The sequence below is a fragment of the Paracoccus xiamenensis genome (genome assembly GCF_011308835.1).
In the GTDB taxonomy this organism is placed as follows: domain Bacteria; phylum Pseudomonadota; class Alphaproteobacteria; order Rhodobacterales; family Rhodobacteraceae; genus Paracoccus; species Paracoccus xiamenensis.
Genome location: NZ_JAAOHY010000014.1, coordinates 12,683 through 29,315 on the forward strand (window position 1 = coordinate 12,683; position 16,633 = coordinate 29,315).

16 protein-coding genes and 2 pseudogenes are annotated in these 16,633 nt (G+C 63.2%); 5 read left to right on the forward strand and 13 right to left on the reverse strand.

Features of this window, described 5'->3' with window-relative positions:
• Positions 1–34: 34 nt before the first annotated feature.
• Complete coding sequence (locus G7044_RS17635) at positions 35–367, forward strand: hypothetical protein (RefSeq protein WP_166331295.1); 333 nt, start codon at positions 35–37, stop codon at positions 365–367.
• Positions 357–1,454 carry an ImmA/IrrE family metallo-endopeptidase gene (locus G7044_RS17640; RefSeq protein WP_166331297.1) on the forward strand — a complete coding sequence of 366 codons (1,098 nt, stop codon included), beginning with the start codon at positions 357–359 and terminating at the stop codon, positions 1,452–1,454. The genes G7044_RS17635 and G7044_RS17640 overlap by 11 nt, the downstream gene beginning before the upstream one ends.
• A 5-nt stretch (positions 1,455–1,459) precedes the next feature.
• On the opposite strand, the gene G7044_RS17645 is transcribed toward G7044_RS17640, so the two are convergent.
• On the reverse strand, positions 1,460–2,368 hold the full coding sequence (locus tag G7044_RS17645; RefSeq protein WP_207630364.1) for an alpha-glutamyl/putrescinyl thymine pyrophosphorylase clade 3 protein: 909 nt from the start codon (positions 2,366–2,368) through the stop codon (positions 1,460–1,462).
• On the reverse strand, positions 2,365–3,345 hold the full coding sequence (locus tag G7044_RS17650) for a thymidylate synthase (RefSeq protein WP_166331299.1): 981 nt from the start codon (positions 3,343–3,345) through the stop codon (positions 2,365–2,367). Before G7044_RS17650 ends, G7044_RS17645 begins: the two co-directional genes overlap by 4 nt.
• A gap of 241 nt (positions 3,346–3,586) precedes the next feature.
• Here G7044_RS17650 and G7044_RS17655 point away from each other — a divergent pair, with 241 nt between their 5' ends.
• Positions 3,587–4,549, forward strand: a complete 963-nt coding sequence (locus G7044_RS17655) for an SOS response-associated peptidase (protein ID WP_235931391.1) — start codon at positions 3,587–3,589, stop codon at positions 4,547–4,549.
• A 169-nt stretch (positions 4,550–4,718) separates the two neighbouring features.
• Here the strand turns inward: G7044_RS17655 and G7044_RS17660 are convergent, their stop codons facing one another.
• From G7044_RS17660 to G7044_RS17695, 8 genes and pseudogenes are all read right to left on the reverse strand, one after another.
• Positions 4,719–4,970: a hypothetical protein gene (locus G7044_RS17660; protein WP_166331301.1), complete on the reverse strand. Its 252-nt coding sequence runs from the start codon at positions 4,968–4,970 to the stop codon at positions 4,719–4,721.
• Entirely contained in the window at positions 4,970–5,644 is a 675-nt protein-coding gene (locus G7044_RS17665) for a YcbK family protein (protein WP_166331303.1), read from the reverse strand. The genes G7044_RS17660 and G7044_RS17665 overlap by 1 nt, the downstream gene beginning before the upstream one ends.
• Complete coding sequence (locus G7044_RS17670; protein ID WP_166331305.1) at positions 5,529–6,866, reverse strand: DUF2793 domain-containing protein; 1,338 nt, start codon at positions 6,864–6,866, stop codon at positions 5,529–5,531. Before G7044_RS17670 ends, G7044_RS17665 begins: the two co-directional genes overlap by 116 nt.
• A gap of 19 nt (positions 6,867–6,885) precedes the next feature.
• Positions 6,886–10,851 (reverse strand): baseplate multidomain protein megatron, encoded by a 3,966-nt coding sequence (locus G7044_RS17675; RefSeq protein WP_166331307.1) that lies wholly within the window; start codon positions 10,849–10,851, stop codon positions 6,886–6,888.
• An 11-nt stretch (positions 10,852–10,862) separates the two neighbouring features.
• Positions 10,863–11,309: an NlpC/P60 family protein gene (locus tag G7044_RS17680; protein ID WP_166331309.1), complete on the reverse strand. Its 447-nt coding sequence runs from the start codon at positions 11,307–11,309 to the stop codon at positions 10,863–10,865.
• Complete coding sequence (locus G7044_RS17685; RefSeq protein ID WP_166331310.1) at positions 11,306–12,190, reverse strand: DUF2163 domain-containing protein; 885 nt, start codon at positions 12,188–12,190, stop codon at positions 11,306–11,308. The genes G7044_RS17680 and G7044_RS17685 overlap by 4 nt, the downstream gene beginning before the upstream one ends.
• Positions 12,187–12,813: a DUF2460 domain-containing protein gene (locus tag G7044_RS17690; protein ID WP_166331312.1), complete on the reverse strand. Its 627-nt coding sequence runs from the start codon at positions 12,811–12,813 to the stop codon at positions 12,187–12,189. The genes G7044_RS17685 and G7044_RS17690 overlap by 4 nt, the downstream gene beginning before the upstream one ends.
• Positions 12,814–12,828: 15 nt before the next feature.
• Positions 12,829–15,009, reverse strand: a pseudogene (locus tag G7044_RS17695) (phage tail tape measure C-terminal domain-containing protein).
• A gap of 69 nt (positions 15,010–15,078) precedes the next feature.
• Here G7044_RS17695 and G7044_RS17700 point away from each other — a divergent pair.
• A complete protein-coding gene (locus tag G7044_RS17700) occupies positions 15,079–15,291 on the forward strand; it encodes an AbrB/MazE/SpoVT family DNA-binding domain-containing protein (RefSeq protein ID WP_166331314.1) in 213 nt (70 codons plus the stop codon).
• Positions 15,292–15,672: a type II toxin-antitoxin system VapC family toxin gene (locus tag G7044_RS17705; protein WP_166331316.1), complete on the forward strand. Its 381-nt coding sequence runs from the start codon at positions 15,292–15,294 to the stop codon at positions 15,670–15,672.
• Here G7044_RS17705 and G7044_RS17710 read toward each other — a convergent pair.
• The 3 genes and pseudogenes from G7044_RS17710 to G7044_RS17720 all read right to left on the reverse strand — a co-directional run.
• Entirely contained in the window at positions 15,662–15,841 is a 180-nt protein-coding gene (locus tag G7044_RS17710; protein ID WP_166331318.1) for a DUF7697 family protein, read from the reverse strand. The two genes, G7044_RS17705 and G7044_RS17710, sit on opposite strands and share 11 nt — an antisense overlap.
• A gap of 50 nt (positions 15,842–15,891) precedes the next feature.
• Positions 15,892–16,341: a hypothetical protein gene (locus G7044_RS17715; RefSeq protein WP_166331320.1), complete on the reverse strand. Its 450-nt coding sequence runs from the start codon at positions 16,339–16,341 to the stop codon at positions 15,892–15,894.
• Positions 16,341–16,633: pseudogene (locus G7044_RS17720) on the reverse strand (hypothetical protein); the annotation flags it as partial. The pseudogene G7044_RS17720 and the gene G7044_RS17715, both read right to left, overlap by 1 nt.

Genomic DNA, 16,633 nt, shown 5'->3' on the forward strand with positions numbered 1-16,633 from the left:
CATTTCCACATCGGTAGCAGGTAGGCCAGCCGGGTTGATCGTCTCGTTTCATACGCAGGAACTTCAGGAATTGTGCTTGGTTATGAACGTAGCGGAGACGAAGCTTGGCCGAATCGACGCTCTTGCTATGGTCACGATGATCGCGGACGTAGAAGCTCAGGACAACTGCCTGGAGCTGCTTCAGTACTTTGCAGATGATGCAAAATGTCTGCGTCCGCCGGAGATCGTGATACAGTTTGGCAGTGCGATGGTCGCGAATTTCGCTGTTTCGGGCCGTCGTTATCAGCTATCTGCCGACGGCGAAGTGGACTGGCAAACAGTGACGCGATTGAAGTTGATGGCGGTTGGGGCACAACATGGCACTTGACGTGGGGCAAGCAGACTGGTTCTCAAAACCCGGTGACTCAATCAGTGTGGCAATGAAGCGGCGCGGAATCGGTGCCGACACGCTTGCTCCCCACTTTGATGGCGGCATCAGCGATGTCCGCGCGCTTTTGGACGGTGCGCTGGCCATTGATGCTCATATATCAAGCGTTCTCAGCGATACGCTGGGAGGGAGCGCTGGTTTTTGGTTGAAGCGTCAAGAGAAATTTGCAGCTGCTCTGGAGCGTGCCGTTGAGGCGGCCGGTTGTGATGCGTCTGAATGGGTTGAGCGAGTGCCAATGCCAGCAGCGCAGGGGCGCCAAGCTCGTCGATCGGGCCGTGGGCTTTCGGAAGAAATTCGACGCCGAATGCTCTTCTATAACGTTCCAAGCTTAGAGAGTTGGGAGAATCGGTACGGGAAAATCTGCTCCGAAACCCATTTTCGCCGTTCGATGAGCTTTGTCCCTAGGAATGCAGCAATGCTGCTTTGGCTTAGACGCGGCGAACTAGAGTCAGAGCTGGTTCAAACTCGTCATTGGTCCTCCGATAATCTAAGGGATCGTCTCGACGCGATTCGCTCGTTGACAAAAATCGGGAACCCTTCGCGCTTTCTACCTAAGCTGCGCACTTTGTGCGCTGAAGCCGGCGTCGCGGTCGTCGTTGTTAGAACTCCTCAAGGTTGTCATGCGAGCGGGGCAACTCGGCTAGTTTCAGGCGACAAGGCGATGATGCTTCTTAGCTTTCGACACCGCGCGGATGACCAGTTCTGGTTCACGGTTTTCCACGAAATCGGTCATCTTTTGCTGCACAGCGCCGAAACATTTGTCGATGGCGACGATACGCCCAACGATCAGTACGAGCTCGAGGCAAATCGATTCGCAAGTGATTGCATTGTTCCGGAGCAACGCGAAAGTGAGCTGCTCAAGCTAGGGGCCAATCGAAATGCAATTGTGCGCTTCAGCGTATCGGCTGGTGTTGCACCTGGCTTGACAGTCGGTCAAATGCAGCATCGGGGCGTGATTGAGCACCGACAAATGAACCACCTAAAGCGTCGCTGGAATTGGGATGAAATTGAGCATGTCACAGTATAGATTTGCTAACCCTTGAAGTGAACAAAGGTTAGCGGCTGCTTCTGCCAGTTGCACAATGCGTCTTCAAGCACGGCCATGCCGACGTTCAGAAAACCATCTAGGCCATCAAGGCTGATCTGCAAATTTTGGCTTGAGACATTTCCGTTTGCGGAGCCGGTGAACAATAATTTTGCGCCCCTACTAGGCCCGGTCGCTCCGCTCAAATACGCCGACAAAGGCCTCATCTGAACTATTTGATACCGCGCAAGCAGCATCAGATAGTCAAACTTTGCGAGCCTGCCAAAGCTCAGGATGTCAGTGGCGTCATAGAGCGCATCGAACCTGTCGTTTCTTCCAAACCCGGTTTGCTGAAAGAAACGTTGGTGTCCTTGGGCGCCGATCAAATTGACATAGCTGCGTACGACTTTCCCCGTCGATCGATGGGATCCCGGTCGCAGGCTTTCATACTTCCTGTGGTTGCCAAATTTTCCACGAACTCCTTGCCAGTTCGCTGAAATCCAGTTCTCGAAAAAGGCCGGATTTCTGGAGACGCTTTTCCAGTCCCAGACCCCCTGTCCCAACTGGCCGTAAACGTCGGTCAATCGTTGCCACCCGCTATCCGCCGGTTTTGCGAAGTGGGTCATCAAAAAAATTAACCAGCAAGCTTCGTCAACGTTTCCACACTGAAGATGAAAGGCGATTGCCTTTTCAGGATTGAACATCGGGTCGTTTGGGTTTGCTCTTCGTGCTGAGATCGCCTTCTGCTGAAGAAATTTGTAGTAATCTTCGCGTCTCAGGCTAGCTACAAGCTGTGAAAGTAAGGTGGCGCGAGCCCTCCTGTCGGCCAACCCTGGAAGCGGCCCACTAGTAGCTTCGTAGGCCGCCAACTGGCTATCGAGCTGTCGGCTTTGGCCAGTACGCGAGGGCCACATCATCTCGTCTGATTTCCTTTAGCTGAAGGTGCGCTAGGTTGGGCTTTTACCGGAAGCGGATTGGCATATACAGCATACATCTCGCTGTGGAATGCCCCCTTTAGTTCGGAAAGATCGAATTTCATGCGTCTAGCCCAGAAGCACTGAATAAGTCTCGCAAAATCAGACCAATAGCTGTCACGAAAGATTTCGTCCACACTGAATCGATCTCCTGCGCGTGCGCGCGCCTCGGCATGAAGCAGGGTCGGCACTAGTTCGAAAGGGTTGCCCATCGGCATTTCTGGCATCTCGTTAGGACGCTGATACCCTTCATCGATGTACGCCAGGGCCCCTTCAAGGACTTCATCGTAGACATGCATGGAGCCCGCATGATGGATATAATTTCCGAGGGCCGCGCCGAGTCGGCGGGCCATCATTTCTTGCAGCATTGTAAAGCAGAATACATCATGGGGAAGGCCGTAGTAGGCGTCATTGGATCGCATATTGGTTGACATATGAAGTTGGCCGTCCCTCAGATGAAACTGAAGGGTCGTTGTACAGGGAATTTCTTTCCTGTGAGCGACTAGATCGGAGGCACAAAACAGCTGCACCACAGCTCGACGACTACCGGGCCGTTCCTTGAGTAGGTTGGCTACGTTTGATAACTGGTCAATGCCTCCATCCATAGCAAACAGCCTAGGTCCGTATGCACCAGGGAGAATTCCTTCCTCCGCATCATTTCTATATCGTGGTATATATGGCTCAATAAATTCAAGTTTGTCCGAGCCCGAAAGGTACCAAAGAAGCTCTCCGATGGCGCTGAATGGTTTCCCTCTGTCTTCAGATCGGCTTAGCCGTGCACGAGGGTTTTCTAGCCTCAAGGTCACCCCAAGAAGTTCCGTATTTTCGCCTCGAGAGCCGCGGTTTTTTAAGCCTTGCGAAGGAAGAGCCTTGTAGAGTTCGATTAGCAAGTCATCGAGCGAAGTTCCGGAAATTTCCATTTAGACCGCTTGCAAATGTGGACTGGCTTTCGCCCTAGGCTGTGATGGTAGCTCAATCTTTGCCGATCAATCCATACCAGTTTCCCCGAGCCATCATTTCTGTGGATGAAGTTGACGCTCGGATTCCTCAAAAGCATCGAGAACGTTAGTAGTGTCAGGGTGCTCGGCGTCGCCCAACTGGATGGACGCCGCAAGATTGACGCTTGAATCGGTCAAAAATGTTCTGCATTGGTTCCAGTCTATGACTCGCCGCAGCACACCTCAAGTCAAGATCGACGATTCGGCCTTCCCGGTCCGCGTTCTGATCTGCGTGCCGGAGATGGGTTTCGGCAGCATGTCCGACGCTCTGCATGAGTGGCTGGCGACGCGGATCGGCCGCGGCAACTATGCCTGGCATGGCGGCGGGCGCGGCGGCACGCGGGACCGGATCGCGCTCTATTTCCGTGAACCGGATGCGGCCAGCGCCTGTCTGACCGCCTTTCCGGATCTGGAACTGGCTGACGGAACATGTCTGCCGGGCTACAGTTCACCCTATTTGCCCTTTGGCCGCTCCGAGGACGACGACACCTTGTGCAACCTTTACAATCAGACCACCACGCAGGAGGCGATGCGCCAGCTTTTCAAGGGGCTGACCATGACAGATCGCGCGGGCAACGTCGCGCCGGGCAAGGTTTATCCGGATCAGCTGGCACCGATCATCCGCCATGATGGCGCTTCGCTGGAATTGGTGAAGGCACGGTGGGGGATGCCATCGCCACAATCGGTCCTGAAGACCCAACGGGATCCAGGCGTAACCAATGTCCGCAACCTGACCTCGCCGCATTGGCGGCGCTGGCTGGGCCCAGCGCATCGCTGCCTGGTGCCGGTCACGGCCTTCGCCGAACCGATCAAGGGCGGCAATCAGTGGTTCGCTCCGGCGGCATCAGAGACGCCGATGTTCTTCGCCGGGATAGAGGTCCGGGGCTGGACTTCGATCCGCAAGGTAAAGGATGGCGAAACAACCGACGATCTCTATGCCTTTCTGACCTGCGCGCCCAATGCCGAGGTGAAATCGGTGCATCCGAAAGCCATGCCGGTCATTCTGACTGAGCCTCGGGATTGGGAGACCTGGCTTTCGGCACCAATCGAGATCGCCAGCAAGCTGCAACGTCCTCTGCCGGATGGCGCATTGGCGCTGGTGGACGCCCCGGCCGAGCCGTCCTGACACCGTCTGTCATCCTATGCAGGCTCGCGCCTGCGCGCGCATGACGGCATAGTCCGCCATCATCCCGACCAGCGCGTCATCCCCAGGCAGGGCCTTCAGTTCCACCGCCGCCCGGTCCCGCATCGCCTGATCGTAAACGACGACCGGCGGGCAGACCGCACTGCCCGGATCAGAACCGCCCGTCGCGCAGGCGCTCAGCAAGCTCGTCGCGATCACGAGGGCGGGTGCTGGCAGCCTCCAGCATGCGGCGTTGAATCTCATTCTGGCGCTCCATCTGGTTCAGGCGTTCGGCGTGGCGACCGGCGGTTTCGCCGGCGCGCCGCAGGTTGAGGAGGAAAAGAAGGACCGCGCCGATCAGCGCGATCCCGATGGTCAGACGCCGCACCCAGCGCGACGCCAGCAGCGCAGCGAGGGCGCCCATCACCGTCGCCCCCGGTTCCAGTCATCGAGCCGGGCCCAGACCGTCAGGCCGATCCCGGCCAGTGCCAGGCCGATGAAGGCCCAGCGCAGGGTGTCGAGATACGGGATCAGCGGCTGGATCGCGGTTTGCGCGTCGCTCAGCGTGTCCTGGGCGATTTCGATGCCCGCGGCACCGACGGTTGCCAGTCCTGCCGCGCCGCTGCCTTTCATGGTACGGCTGTCGGCCAGATGTTCCCGCGCGGGCGGCTGATCCTCGGCGAAGGGGATGGCGCGGGCTGGAAAGGGATCGCCCCAGCGCCGGGCAGGGCCGAGATCGATATGCATGAAGCCGGAGCGCGGATAGGTGCCGAAGCCCAGGAAACCTACCGCCCGCGCGGCCTTCTCGAAGCTGGCCGGATCGTGATTGGCCATGGAAATGTCGAAGGCGGTGCCCTCGAGGTGTTTCGAGCGCCTCGCACCCCGCACCCGGGCATTATGTTCCGGGCTGCGATAGGCCGAGTTCACGATCAGCGGCTTGCCGAGGCGGGTGCGCAGCGCCTGCAGCCGGTCGAGGGCCGCGTCATGGATCAGGATCGATCCGGTGCCCCGGCAGGCGATCTCGGCGGGCGAGAAGTTCGGCCAGCACCATGTTTCTTTCGGCACATCGCGCCAATGGCGGTAGAAGCGGGTGGTCATGGATATCCTCCGGATAAAGAAAAAGCCCGCCGGGATGGCGGGCTGTGGGGTGAATGGGGTTGTAAGGGTTGGCGGTGTGCGCCGCGCGGCGAGTCAGCCGCCCTCGCCGAAGAGTTTCAGCTTCAGGGCGATCCCGGCCAGCAGGGTCAGGATCAACCCGGCGGTCAGCATGCGGATGATCGTCCGCGAAATACCCATCGAACGCGCGAAAGCTGCCCTGCAGCGCGACCGTGTCGCCTGCGTCCAGCGGGACCATGGTCTGCAGCCAGAGGGCGGTCGCCTCGGACACATGCGCGCTGGAAATCTCGCCGAACGAGCCCCGGATTTCCGTGGACCCGCTAAGCACCAGCCGCCCGCGCATCCGGGCATTGCTGCTGGCATTGATCTTGAAGAGCAGCGAGGCCCCGAAGAGATAGGTGCCCGCGACCGGCGCCACGAAGCGGTTGGTCGCGGCATCGAAACAGCCCTGATCGTTATAGTCCGTGACGTTGATGCCGAGCGTCGTCCAGCTGTCGGTGGCGACGTAATTGTCGTAATTCGTCCATGCCTTGAAGCGCGGCAGGTTCGGCTGGTCTGCGATGCCCGTCGCCGGATCGACGCCCAGCGCATCGCGGAAGCTGGACCCGTCGGGCGAGACGGCGATGCGCAGCCGGTCCGATCCGAAGAGGCCGATCAGCGCCCGTGTCGAGAACCCGGTCTGCAGGATCAGCCCGGCATCGTCACCGCCCGTTTCCCGGTTCAGGGTTTGGGTCAGATCGCCGCTGCCGCCATCGGCTGCATAGAGCGCGGTCCAGAGGGCGCTGTTCAGCTTGGCCGAGAAGGGGGCACCGGCGCTGGCCGCCATGCCGATGCCGAGGCGTGTCAGATCGTCGAGGGAGGTCGGGATGACCGGCTCCCAGCCCGCACCGTTCCGGACCAGCAGCGCGGCCTCGTCCTCAATCCATGCCCGCCAGCCTTCGCGCGGCGGTAGTCGCAGCCAGGCGCCATCGGTCCAGAGGGCGACGTTCAGATCCCATCCTGCCCAGCCGCCGGTCGCGCCCGAAGCAACGATATAGCGATCACCATCGGCCGGACTTGCCGGTGGCGCGGCCATAACCCGGCTCTTGACCGAAAGCTGCACCAGCCCGTCGAGCAGATGCAGGGCCTCGTTATGGGTGACGTGTTTCTGGGCCTGCGCCGCCATCAGATAGGGCAGCAGCAGGTTCGTCGTGCTGTCGGACATCTTTTTGGTTTCCCGGTCGTTAGAGATAAAGCGTGGTCGTGCGTGCCGTGCCCCGTCCGATACGGGCAGAGAGCTGGCAGATGCGTATGGTCAGGCTGTCACCCGGTGTCAGCAGCGCGCCCCAATCGGCGGTCTGTTGCGCGGCGTTATAGGTGACCGACGGCGCATTGGTGGTCAGTGTCCGCTTCACAGCCGCGCCATCCATGATCCGGATCTCATAGCTTTTGACTTCTTCGGCCATCGGCACCTCCAGCCCCTGCCAACTGTCGGCGGCTAGGCTGCGGGACCGACGCGTCCAGCGAAGCGTCAGATCGCCCGGGACATGCGGGCGGCGCCATGGCTGGTTGACATGCACTGGCGAAAAGGGCCGCAGTCCCTCGCCCTCAGGGGCGAAGCTCACCACTGTGAAGGTCTCGCTACTGACCGGATGGCGGGCGGGACCGATGCGCCAGTTGAAGGGAACGCCGAGATCGGCTTCCGGGATCGGCAGCGGCGTCAGGGCCTCGTTCAGCAGCACCACCCGTGCCCCGGCCGGGGTCGGATTGCCCATGGCATGTTCCGTGCCGCGCTGGCCGCGCAGTAGGCGGCTCAGGCGGTATCGGCCCGACGCGATCAGTTCGGCCGAGCCCGCCTGGACGATCTCCCAGCGCCCCGGCGCGGCTTCGATTGCCAGCGCATTGGCCCCGCCGAAGAGGGCAAGATCGCTGACACTGTCCAGTTGACCGCTGGCGAGATCGAGGAACAGGACATTGCCGAGATCAAACCGTGAGGTGGGACCGGGCCAGAGATCGGCGGTGAGACGCCCCATGTTCGCCCGGCGGCGTACCGTGGTCAGCAGTTCGAACCCGTCACTGCCGGGGCTGCGATAGACGGCCAGCGCGCCGGGCCAAGGCTTTGCGGTGGTCGCAATCAGTGGCAGATGCGCGGGGATATCGTCGCGCAGTTGTGGCAGATCGAGAATGACGACTTCCGGCGGTCCGAAGGTGACGGCGCGGGGCAGGGTGGTCGGTCGCTCGGCGCCAGGCGGCAGATCATAGGCCTCGCGGTCCTGACGCACCGCCTCGATGCCGCGCGCTTCGGCATCGGCCACGGCCGTCAGGCGGAACTGCTGCTGGCGCCCGTCGTGATCCAGCGCGATGACATCGGCCGGGTCGAGCGCCAGCCGCGAAGGTGGCAGGCGAAACACCGCGCTTTCGCGGCCCGCCCAGGCTTCCTGCAGGGCGCGGCGGCAGCGGCGCTCGGCCTCTTCGGGGGGTACCGCCATCGGGAAACTCTCGGAGGCGATGCGGCTGGTATCGACGGTGATGCGGGACGCCTCGACAATCGCGGCATCGTAATCTTCGTCGGCCCGGGCCACCTGCCACTTCAGCGCCTGCGGCAGTTCGGTCTCCTGCGCCCGGGTCAGTTCGATCGCTTCGCCACCGGTGTTGCCCGCGACCAGATTGTCATGGGCGATGGTGGCAACCGGTGCCCGGCCGCGCATCACAAATCGAATGACGCCCTCGCTCTCGACCGCGTCGAAGCCGAAATGCCGCGCCAGCGTGGTGATTGAGGCGCGGGGGCTTTCCAGTGCGGTAATCGCATAGCCCTCGGCGGCGCCCCAGAGGCCGGAGACATCGACGCGGGATTCCGGCAGCCCGGCGCGCAGGCAGAGATGACGGACGAGGGACGCGAGCGAGACTGCGCCCAGCCGCCCGGTCAGCCAATGGCCGAGCCGCCAGTTCGCGCCATCCGTCCAGATATCGCCCAGCGCCGGAAAGAACGGATAGGGTCGGGCATCCCAGGTCCAGGCGGCGCATTCTGAAATCTCGATCATGCGCTGGCCGGTGACAGCCGAGACCGGGTTGTTCGCGGGCTGACCCCAGAAGAGATAGGACGCTTCGAGGTAGGCGCGCTGGATCGCGTCATCCCGCCAGCCGCGCGAGAAATACGGCACGAAGCTTTCGGAAGACTTCGGGTCATAAAACACGTTCGGCTGGTTGGTGCCGCGGTCGATGGCGGGACAGCCGAGTTCTGTGAAGCGGATCGGTTTCGATTCTGGCACCCAAGCGGTCGGTGTCGCGGCCTCGACCCCGCCCGGCCGGTCGAAATGGCGGTTCGACCACCAGCCCAAAATATCTTTCGGCCGGAACACCCAGGGCTTGCCGTGGGCACCATCCGTGATCGGTGTCCGGACCTGTGCAGTTCGATCCGCCGCCGAGGCATAAAACCAGTCAAACCCCTCGCCGCCCGCCATGTTCGACTGCAGATAAGCGCGTTCATGAATGGCGGGCCATCCGTCTCGGGCGTCCAGATGATCGAACCCGTCGCGCCAGTCGGAGAGCGGCAGGTAATTGTCGATGCCGATGAAATCGATGTTCTGGTCGGCCCAAAGCGGATCGAGGTGGAAGAAGACATCATTGCTGCCATCGTTTGGCTGATGGCCGAAATATTCTGACCAGTCGGCGGCATAGCTGATCCTGGTATCCGGTCCGAGGATGGCGCGCACATCGGCGGATAGCGCCCGGAAGGCAGCGACGGCCGGGTAGTTGTTCCCGCTTGCCCGGATGGTTGTCAGCCCGCGCATCTCGGAACCGATCAGGAAGCTATCGACTCCGCCCGCCGCCGCGCAGAGATGGGCGTAATGCAGCACCATGCGGCGCAGTCCGTGATCGCCTGCATCGCCCGCCCAGCGGACCTCGTCGCCGTTGACGGCGAAATCACCCACGCTGGCAGTCCCGAAAAGGGCATCAACCTGATCAGCCGCAGCCGCCGTCTTGTCGGCGCTGCCTGCCTGACCCGCCGTTGGCGAACAGGTGATCCGCCCGCGCCATGGAAAGACGGGCTGGCCGGTGCCAGCGGCATGGTCCGAATAGGGATCCGGCAGCGCATTGCCGGATGGGACATCCATGAGAATGAAGGGATAGAAGGTCACCCGCAGCCCGCGCGCCTTCATCTCGCGGATCGCCTGCATCACTGCGAAATCCGCTGGCGTGCCGCCATAGACAGGGCGATCTTCGGAATCACGGCTCACCAGATGCGCCTGATCGCGGGCGATGCCGCTGACCGACCAGAGGTGCGGCGTGCTCGCCTTCGCGGCAACCTCGACACCCGGTCGGATGGTGCAATGTCCACAGCGCAGATCGTTGCCGAACCAGGCGACGACCAGGCTGACGCTCTCGACCTTCGGCGCCATGGCCTGCAGCCGGTCCAGCGCCACGATCATATCCGCGCTGCCCGGCGCGGCGTTCAGGTTCTCGGCCGAGGTGGTACCATTGCCGCCCTTGCGAACGGCTTCGGTGGCATAGGTAAATTCTCCGGAGGCCGGAATCAAGGTGACGGCACGGGTCAGCCTCTCGGCACTGTCCGGATCGGCGAGCGGCCGGAAGACCTCGAAGGAAAACTGTGGCAGACGGTTGCCGTAATCACTCAGCGGAAGGTCTTCGAAAACCACATAGGCGGTGCCACGAAGGGCAGGTGTTTGGTCCACGCCCATGGTGGCGGCGATGAAGGGATCTGGCTCCTGTATCTCGGAACCCGGATACCAGCGCCAGGTAATCCCCGAGGCGTCGAGCGGCTTGCCATCGGCCCAGATGCGCCCGATGCCGGTGATCTCACCTTCACAAAGTGCCACGGCGAATGACGCGTAGTAGAGATATTCGGTTGTCTCGACCTTGGGCCCGCCGCCCTTGCCACCGCCCTGACGGCTGGTCTTCGTTTCCTCGCGGAAATCTGTGGCCCAGACGATATTGCCGCCCATGCGCATGCGTCCGAAAACACGCGGAATGACCGCGCCCTCGGTCGAGGCGGTGATGCGCAGATTGTCGAGCCTTGCGCCTTCGATGCGCTGGGCCGGGGCGAGCGAGGAGACGATCCAGCTGTCCACGGCCGCGCCGATGGTGGAGCCGATCATGCCGCCGATGGCGGCGCCGGAAAAGCCGAGGATCGCGCCCCCGAAGCCGCCGCCAATCGTGGCGCCGACCGAGGCCAATACCAATGTTGCCATTCAGGAAAACCTCAGGAGTCAGGAAACAGAAAGGCGAAGGCGATGCGGCGGCGCCAGGCAGATGTCATGGGCTCTTCGATGACGCCCAGCCGCTCGTAGGCATGAATGAAACGGTTCGGCGCTGTGAGAATCCCGACATGTTTGGCGATGGCGCCGGGACGCATACGGAACAGGACCAGCGCGCCCGGCCCGGCATCCGCGACGGAAACCTCGATCATCATCCGCAGCGCGCCGTCTGCCAGCACTTCGCCGCTGCCGGTCTCGCCCCAGTCGCGGCTATAGGGCGGGATCGGGAAAGGCTCGTCGCCCACGATCTCCCGCCAGACGCCGCGTGCCAGCCCGAGGCAGTCGCAGCCGACGCCCCGTAAACTGGCCTGATCGTGATAGGGCGTGCCGAGCCAGCCGCGCGCGGCGGCGATGATGCGGTCCGGATGGGCTGCAGTCTGCAGCCGGGTCAAAGCACACCGCCATCATGCTCACCGTCCGATGAGGCATAGCGCAGAATGGTGTCCTGGCCGGGAATGTGCGGAAAACCCCGGAAGTTGACGACATTGCCGAACTTCTGGGCGCAGGTGGCGATGCGCTTGTCGCAGCCCGCCCGGACGGTGAAGCCCTCGCCTGCGCCAATCGCCCGGATCGGGACTTCCAGCAGCGTCAGGACCGCAATGCCATCGCTGCGATCATGGGCCAGCACCTCCGCGCGGCGACCGGCATTGGGGCCAGTGGTCCAGTCCAGTGTGCCGAAGCGGAACCAGCCGGGTGCGAAGCCACCGAGCCCGGAGGCGGTGAACGCCCGGTCGCGCAACCTTTCGATCACGGTTCCCGCGCCGCGAAAAGCCGGATCCTCCAGATCGACCCCGCAGCGGGCATCGCCCAGCGTGGCATCGCAGCCGGCCTGAAATGTCCGGCCGACCGTCTGACCGAGGATATGCGACATTGACCGGATCTCGGCCACGAAGGCATGCCGTCCGCGCCTGATCTGACCGATGGCGCCGCGCCGCATCAGCACCCGCTGCGATGGTGCCTGCCAGTTGACGCGCCAGAGTTCGACTTCGGCATTGTCCCAGCGCCCGTCCAGAATATCGGCCTCGGTGATCCGGTCGGAGCGCAGCGCGCCCGCTGCATCCTGGGCATCGACCGAGAGATCGGCGCCGGATCGGATCTCGCTGGCGGTCAACCCGCTTTCCGGCTCGAAATCCGTGCCGTCGAAAATGAGGGTCTGGTCATGATCGGTGAAGCCGAAGGCGGTGCCATCGGCGCGGATGATGCGCCAGCACCAGGCGAGCGTCGTGGTGCCGCTGTCGAGATGGGCCTGCAATGCAGGCGAGATATTCTTCATCGCCGGATCTCCAGCAGGGGAATGGAGGTAATGGATCCCAGCCGTTCGATATCCAGCGTGACGTCCAGCGCGTCGCTGTCGAAGCGCACCGGAACATCGAATTCGAACCCTGCCGCGATGGCGATGCCAGCGGATGGTGCAGTGTCGAAGCTGACGAGGCCGGTCTTGTGATCGACCGACCAGCCGGAGCCTTGCGACACACCGTTCAGGGCGACCTGGACGGTGCCTGCGACCGGCTTGGTGATCGCGCGGGACCAGCTTTGTCCACCCGAGGCATAGCGTTTGACCAGCTGAAAGGCGGTTGTGACGCCATCGCCGGTGCCGATCTGCTGATCCGTTCCTGCTGGCGCCCGCGAGGGTAGGGAGGACCGATGATCGGCCCAATCCTTGAAGCGAAAACCATAAAGCCGCCCGTTCCGAGCCTCAAAGAAGGCCACGACCGCCGCGAGATCGTCGGCGCGGCGGATGCCATAGCTGACGTCGTAGCGCCGCCGACTGTTGGCCCAGCTCGCGTTGCGTTCTTCGTCGCCCGAGGCCAGTTCGACGATCTGGGTGCGCCGTTCCGGCCCGCCACGCGCGCCGCGGCTGATAGTGTCCGGAAACCGGACCTCGTGAAATGCCATGGTCTGACCTCTTTCTTACAATCCGCGACGCCCCAGCGAGACGGCGCGGGCGATATCGGCGGCGATCTGGGTGCGGGATTGTCGAAAGCTCTCGGCGTCGCGGGCATTGATGTTGACCGTGACGCCCTCGCTGTAATCCTGCGCATCGCGGCGCGACAGCACCCGTTCGCCACGCTGGAGGATGGCCGGTACCTCGTCATGGCGCAGACCGACCATGCCGCCCGCATGCATGCGTTGTGCCCCGGCAAAGGCCAGCGCCGGCACCATCCGGCCAGCACCTGTGGCACCGACCATGCCGCCCCTGTGCATGATACTGGCAAAAATCCCGCCTGCGCCGCCCAGCGCGCCCGAAAGCGCATTGGCAATCGGACCCAGCAGGAAACGCCGTGCCGCCAGCTTCGACAGATCGGCCAGCAGCGAGGTGACCAGATCGCGGAAATCGAGTTTGCCGGTCTTCACGAATTCTCCGACCGCATTCTCGGCACTCTGGAACGCGCCGACCAGCGCCTGACCGATATCGGCGCCGATATCCTTCGCTTTCTTCGCATAATCCGATAGCGCCTCGGTCACGGCCTTCCAGCCGGTGGCGGTGGCCTCGGTCGCGGGCTTGGCCGCTTCCGCCGCCGCTTTCCCCGCTGCCCCGGCGTCCTTTGCGGCAGCGCCCGCGCCGCTGGCAGCAGTTTCGACCCCGCCCAGAGCATCCTCATAACGCCCGGCGGCTTCGGTCGCCACGTCCAGCGCCTCGGTTCCGACATCTTCACCACCCGACATCGCGGCGCGCAGGGCATCCATCGCCGGGCCGACGCCATCGAAGGCCGAGGCGCGGCTGGTACTGGCCCGGTCACGATATCGGCCTGCCATATGGGCGGAATTGCTGGCCGCATGCTCCAGCATCGAGGCTCGGCCCAGCGCCTCGAAGACATCGATCCGGGTGTCGGATCCGATTTCTTCCGCCACCTTGTTGAAGGTGGGGGCGATCATCCCCAGAAAATCCGCCCATTTCCCGACCAGGAAGGCCATCAGCCGGGTCCAGATCGCCTCGATCTCGGATTACATCGCCCGGAAATCGTCGGCGAAGGACATGGACGTTGTCTTGATCCCCTCCCAGACCGCTTTGGCGGCATCGCCCATCAGCGCCATGGCATTGCCAAAGCCGCCCGCGCCCTTGACCAGCTTGGTGAACTGATAGACGAGTTCCCCTGCGCCGACGATCAGGGCGCCGATGCCGGTCCGGATCAGCGCCCCGCGCAGCACCAGCAATGCGGTGGCGAGACCACGGACGGAGAGTGCCGCTGCTGCCAGCCCGGCCACCCAGCGACCGGCCATGAAGGTGGCGAAGCTGGCGGCATAGGTCGACAGCCTGCCGAGCTGGTCGAAAAGCCCGCTGATCGCCATCCCGAGCGGTCCGGTGCGGCTGGCGAGCGCCGCCATGGCATCGGCGACGGCTTCCAGCGCAGGTGCTGCGGCAACTGCCAGCTGGTTCGACAACCCGCGCCAGACCAGACCCAGCCGCGAGATCGCGTCGTTTGTCCGCTCGATCCGGTCGGCATCCTGTTCCGAGACCACGACCCCGAACGCCCGGACATCCTCGGTCGCCTGCCGCAAGGTCGCCGTATCGATCCGCGCCATGGCAATCGAACCTTCCTCGCCGAAGAGCTGGCCCGCGACGGCCGCGCGCTGAGCGACGGGCACGAATGCCTCGATGGCGGCATTGATGGCCCCGACGCGTTGGTCCAGCGGCAGGGCCAGCAGATCAGCCGCTGTCAGGCCAAGCCGTTCCAATGCATCGGCCGCCGGGCCGCCACCCGCCGCTGCCTGGCTCAGCCGACGGGTCAGATCCTTGGTCGCCTGCTCGATGCCTGACATCGAGACACCTGCCAGTTCGCCCGCACGTTCCAGTGTCTGGATCGAGGCGACGGTGGTGCCGAGCGACTGGGCGAGCTTGGCCTGCGCATCGACCGTCTGCAGTCCGGATCGCACCATGGCGATGCCAGCAGCCGTGGCAGCGGCAACTGCCGCAGCTGCTGCGACACCGACCTTGCGCGTGAACCCGGCCATACGGGCGTTCGCCGCCTCCATCTCGCGCGACAGCCGTCCGAAACCGCGAGATCCGGCCTCGCCGACGCCCTCCAACTCGGCGCGCACCTGCCGCCCGCCCACCGCCGCAAGGCGGACGCTGACACGTTTCTCTACCATGAAGGGATTCCTTGATCTCCCCCGATGCGTGTCTTACATTCTCCGCATCGATCAATGATGGGTATGACAATGGCCGAGACCGCGACCCTGTCCACGAAATTCCAGATCTCCATCCCCAAGGCGATCCGTGCCGCCCAGCATTGGGAAGCCGGGCTGACCTTTGCCTTCATTCCGAAAGGGACCGGGGTGCTCTTGGTGCCCGTTCCCAAGCGCGAGGCATTGCGCGGGCTGGCGAAGGGTGCCAATGCCGAAGGTTATCGCGATCGCAAGGACCGCCACTGAATGATCCTCGTCGATACCTCTGCCTGGATCGAATGGCTGATCGCGTCACCGACCGGCGACAAGCTGGCCGATCAGCTGCCGGAACAGGCCGACTGGCTGGTGCCGACCATGGTGCAGTTGGAACTGGCGAAATGGCTGACCCGCGAGATCGGCGAGGACAAGGCCGATCAGGTCATCGCCTTCACCCAGATCTGTCAGGTCGTGCCGCTCGATACCGAAACCGCGTTGGCCGCGGCCGAGGCCTGCCGTGCCCACAAGCTGGCCACGGCCGACTCCATCATCTTCGCCACCGCGCAGGCGCATGGCGCGCAGCTTCTGACCTGCGACGCGCATTTTGAGGGGCTGGCGGGTGTCACGCTGGTTCCCAAGGTCAAAAGCTGATCGCGCTGGATCCGTTCGCGGCCATCTGCTCGTTCATCTTCCGGACCATCACCGCCTCGATTATGGGTAGCAGTTCGGCGGCTGCCGGGGCTGGAATGCCCAGCGCCGCTGCCAGTTCCAGAGCGGCATTCAGATCCCAGCCGATCACCGCGCCCGGGAGCACCCGCATCTGGCCGCCAAGGCGCCCGACCAGATCCCAGACCTGCCAGCCCTCCCAGGTCAGCGGCTGGTTTTGCCGCGTGGGGCAGTCTTCGCAGAATTGCGTGCAGGCCGCGCAGTAGCTGTCGCCCCCGCCGAAGGACCATTCGGCGAGGGCGCGGAGACGTTTTTTTCCTGTTCCAGCAGCAGCCCCTTCGAGACATAGACCAGCTGGAAGGCTTCGAAGATCGGCCAGATGTCCAGGAGCGCATCGATGGCCTGAGGGCTCGGATCGATGACATTCCCATCGGCATCGCCGACACCCTCCCAGTCCAGCACCGCCCGGCGGGCCAGCGCCTTGGCGAAGATCAGGGCGCGCTCTTCGTCGCCGGTCCCGTCCGGAACTGTCTCCACCTCCGGTTCGCTGCGGGTGGCGACCATCAGCGCGGTGGTCAGCGGACGCAGCTGCACCCGGACACCGGGCGCCAGATCGTGCCAGCGGGGTTCATTACTCAGGTCGAGTGTCAGCATCAGTATCCCTCGCGGTCGTTGATCAGTGTGGCGGTGCACATGCGTTCAAGGGTGCTGTCCCTTGCCGCCTGCCAGTCGAAGGTGGCCTGTACGCCCTGCGGCCCGGAAATCTCGATCCGGGGCCGGGGCAGGAAGACGGCATGGACGGTGAAGGCGAAGCTCTCGCCCGAGGGTGTCAACGGCGGCGTAAAACCCAGCCACTGGGCGGCGCAAAAGTCGGCCACCCTTGCGCGCGGCTGAGACCGCCGTGAGGGCGTAGCCCGAGCGGGGGTCTCAGCCGCGTGGTTCGATT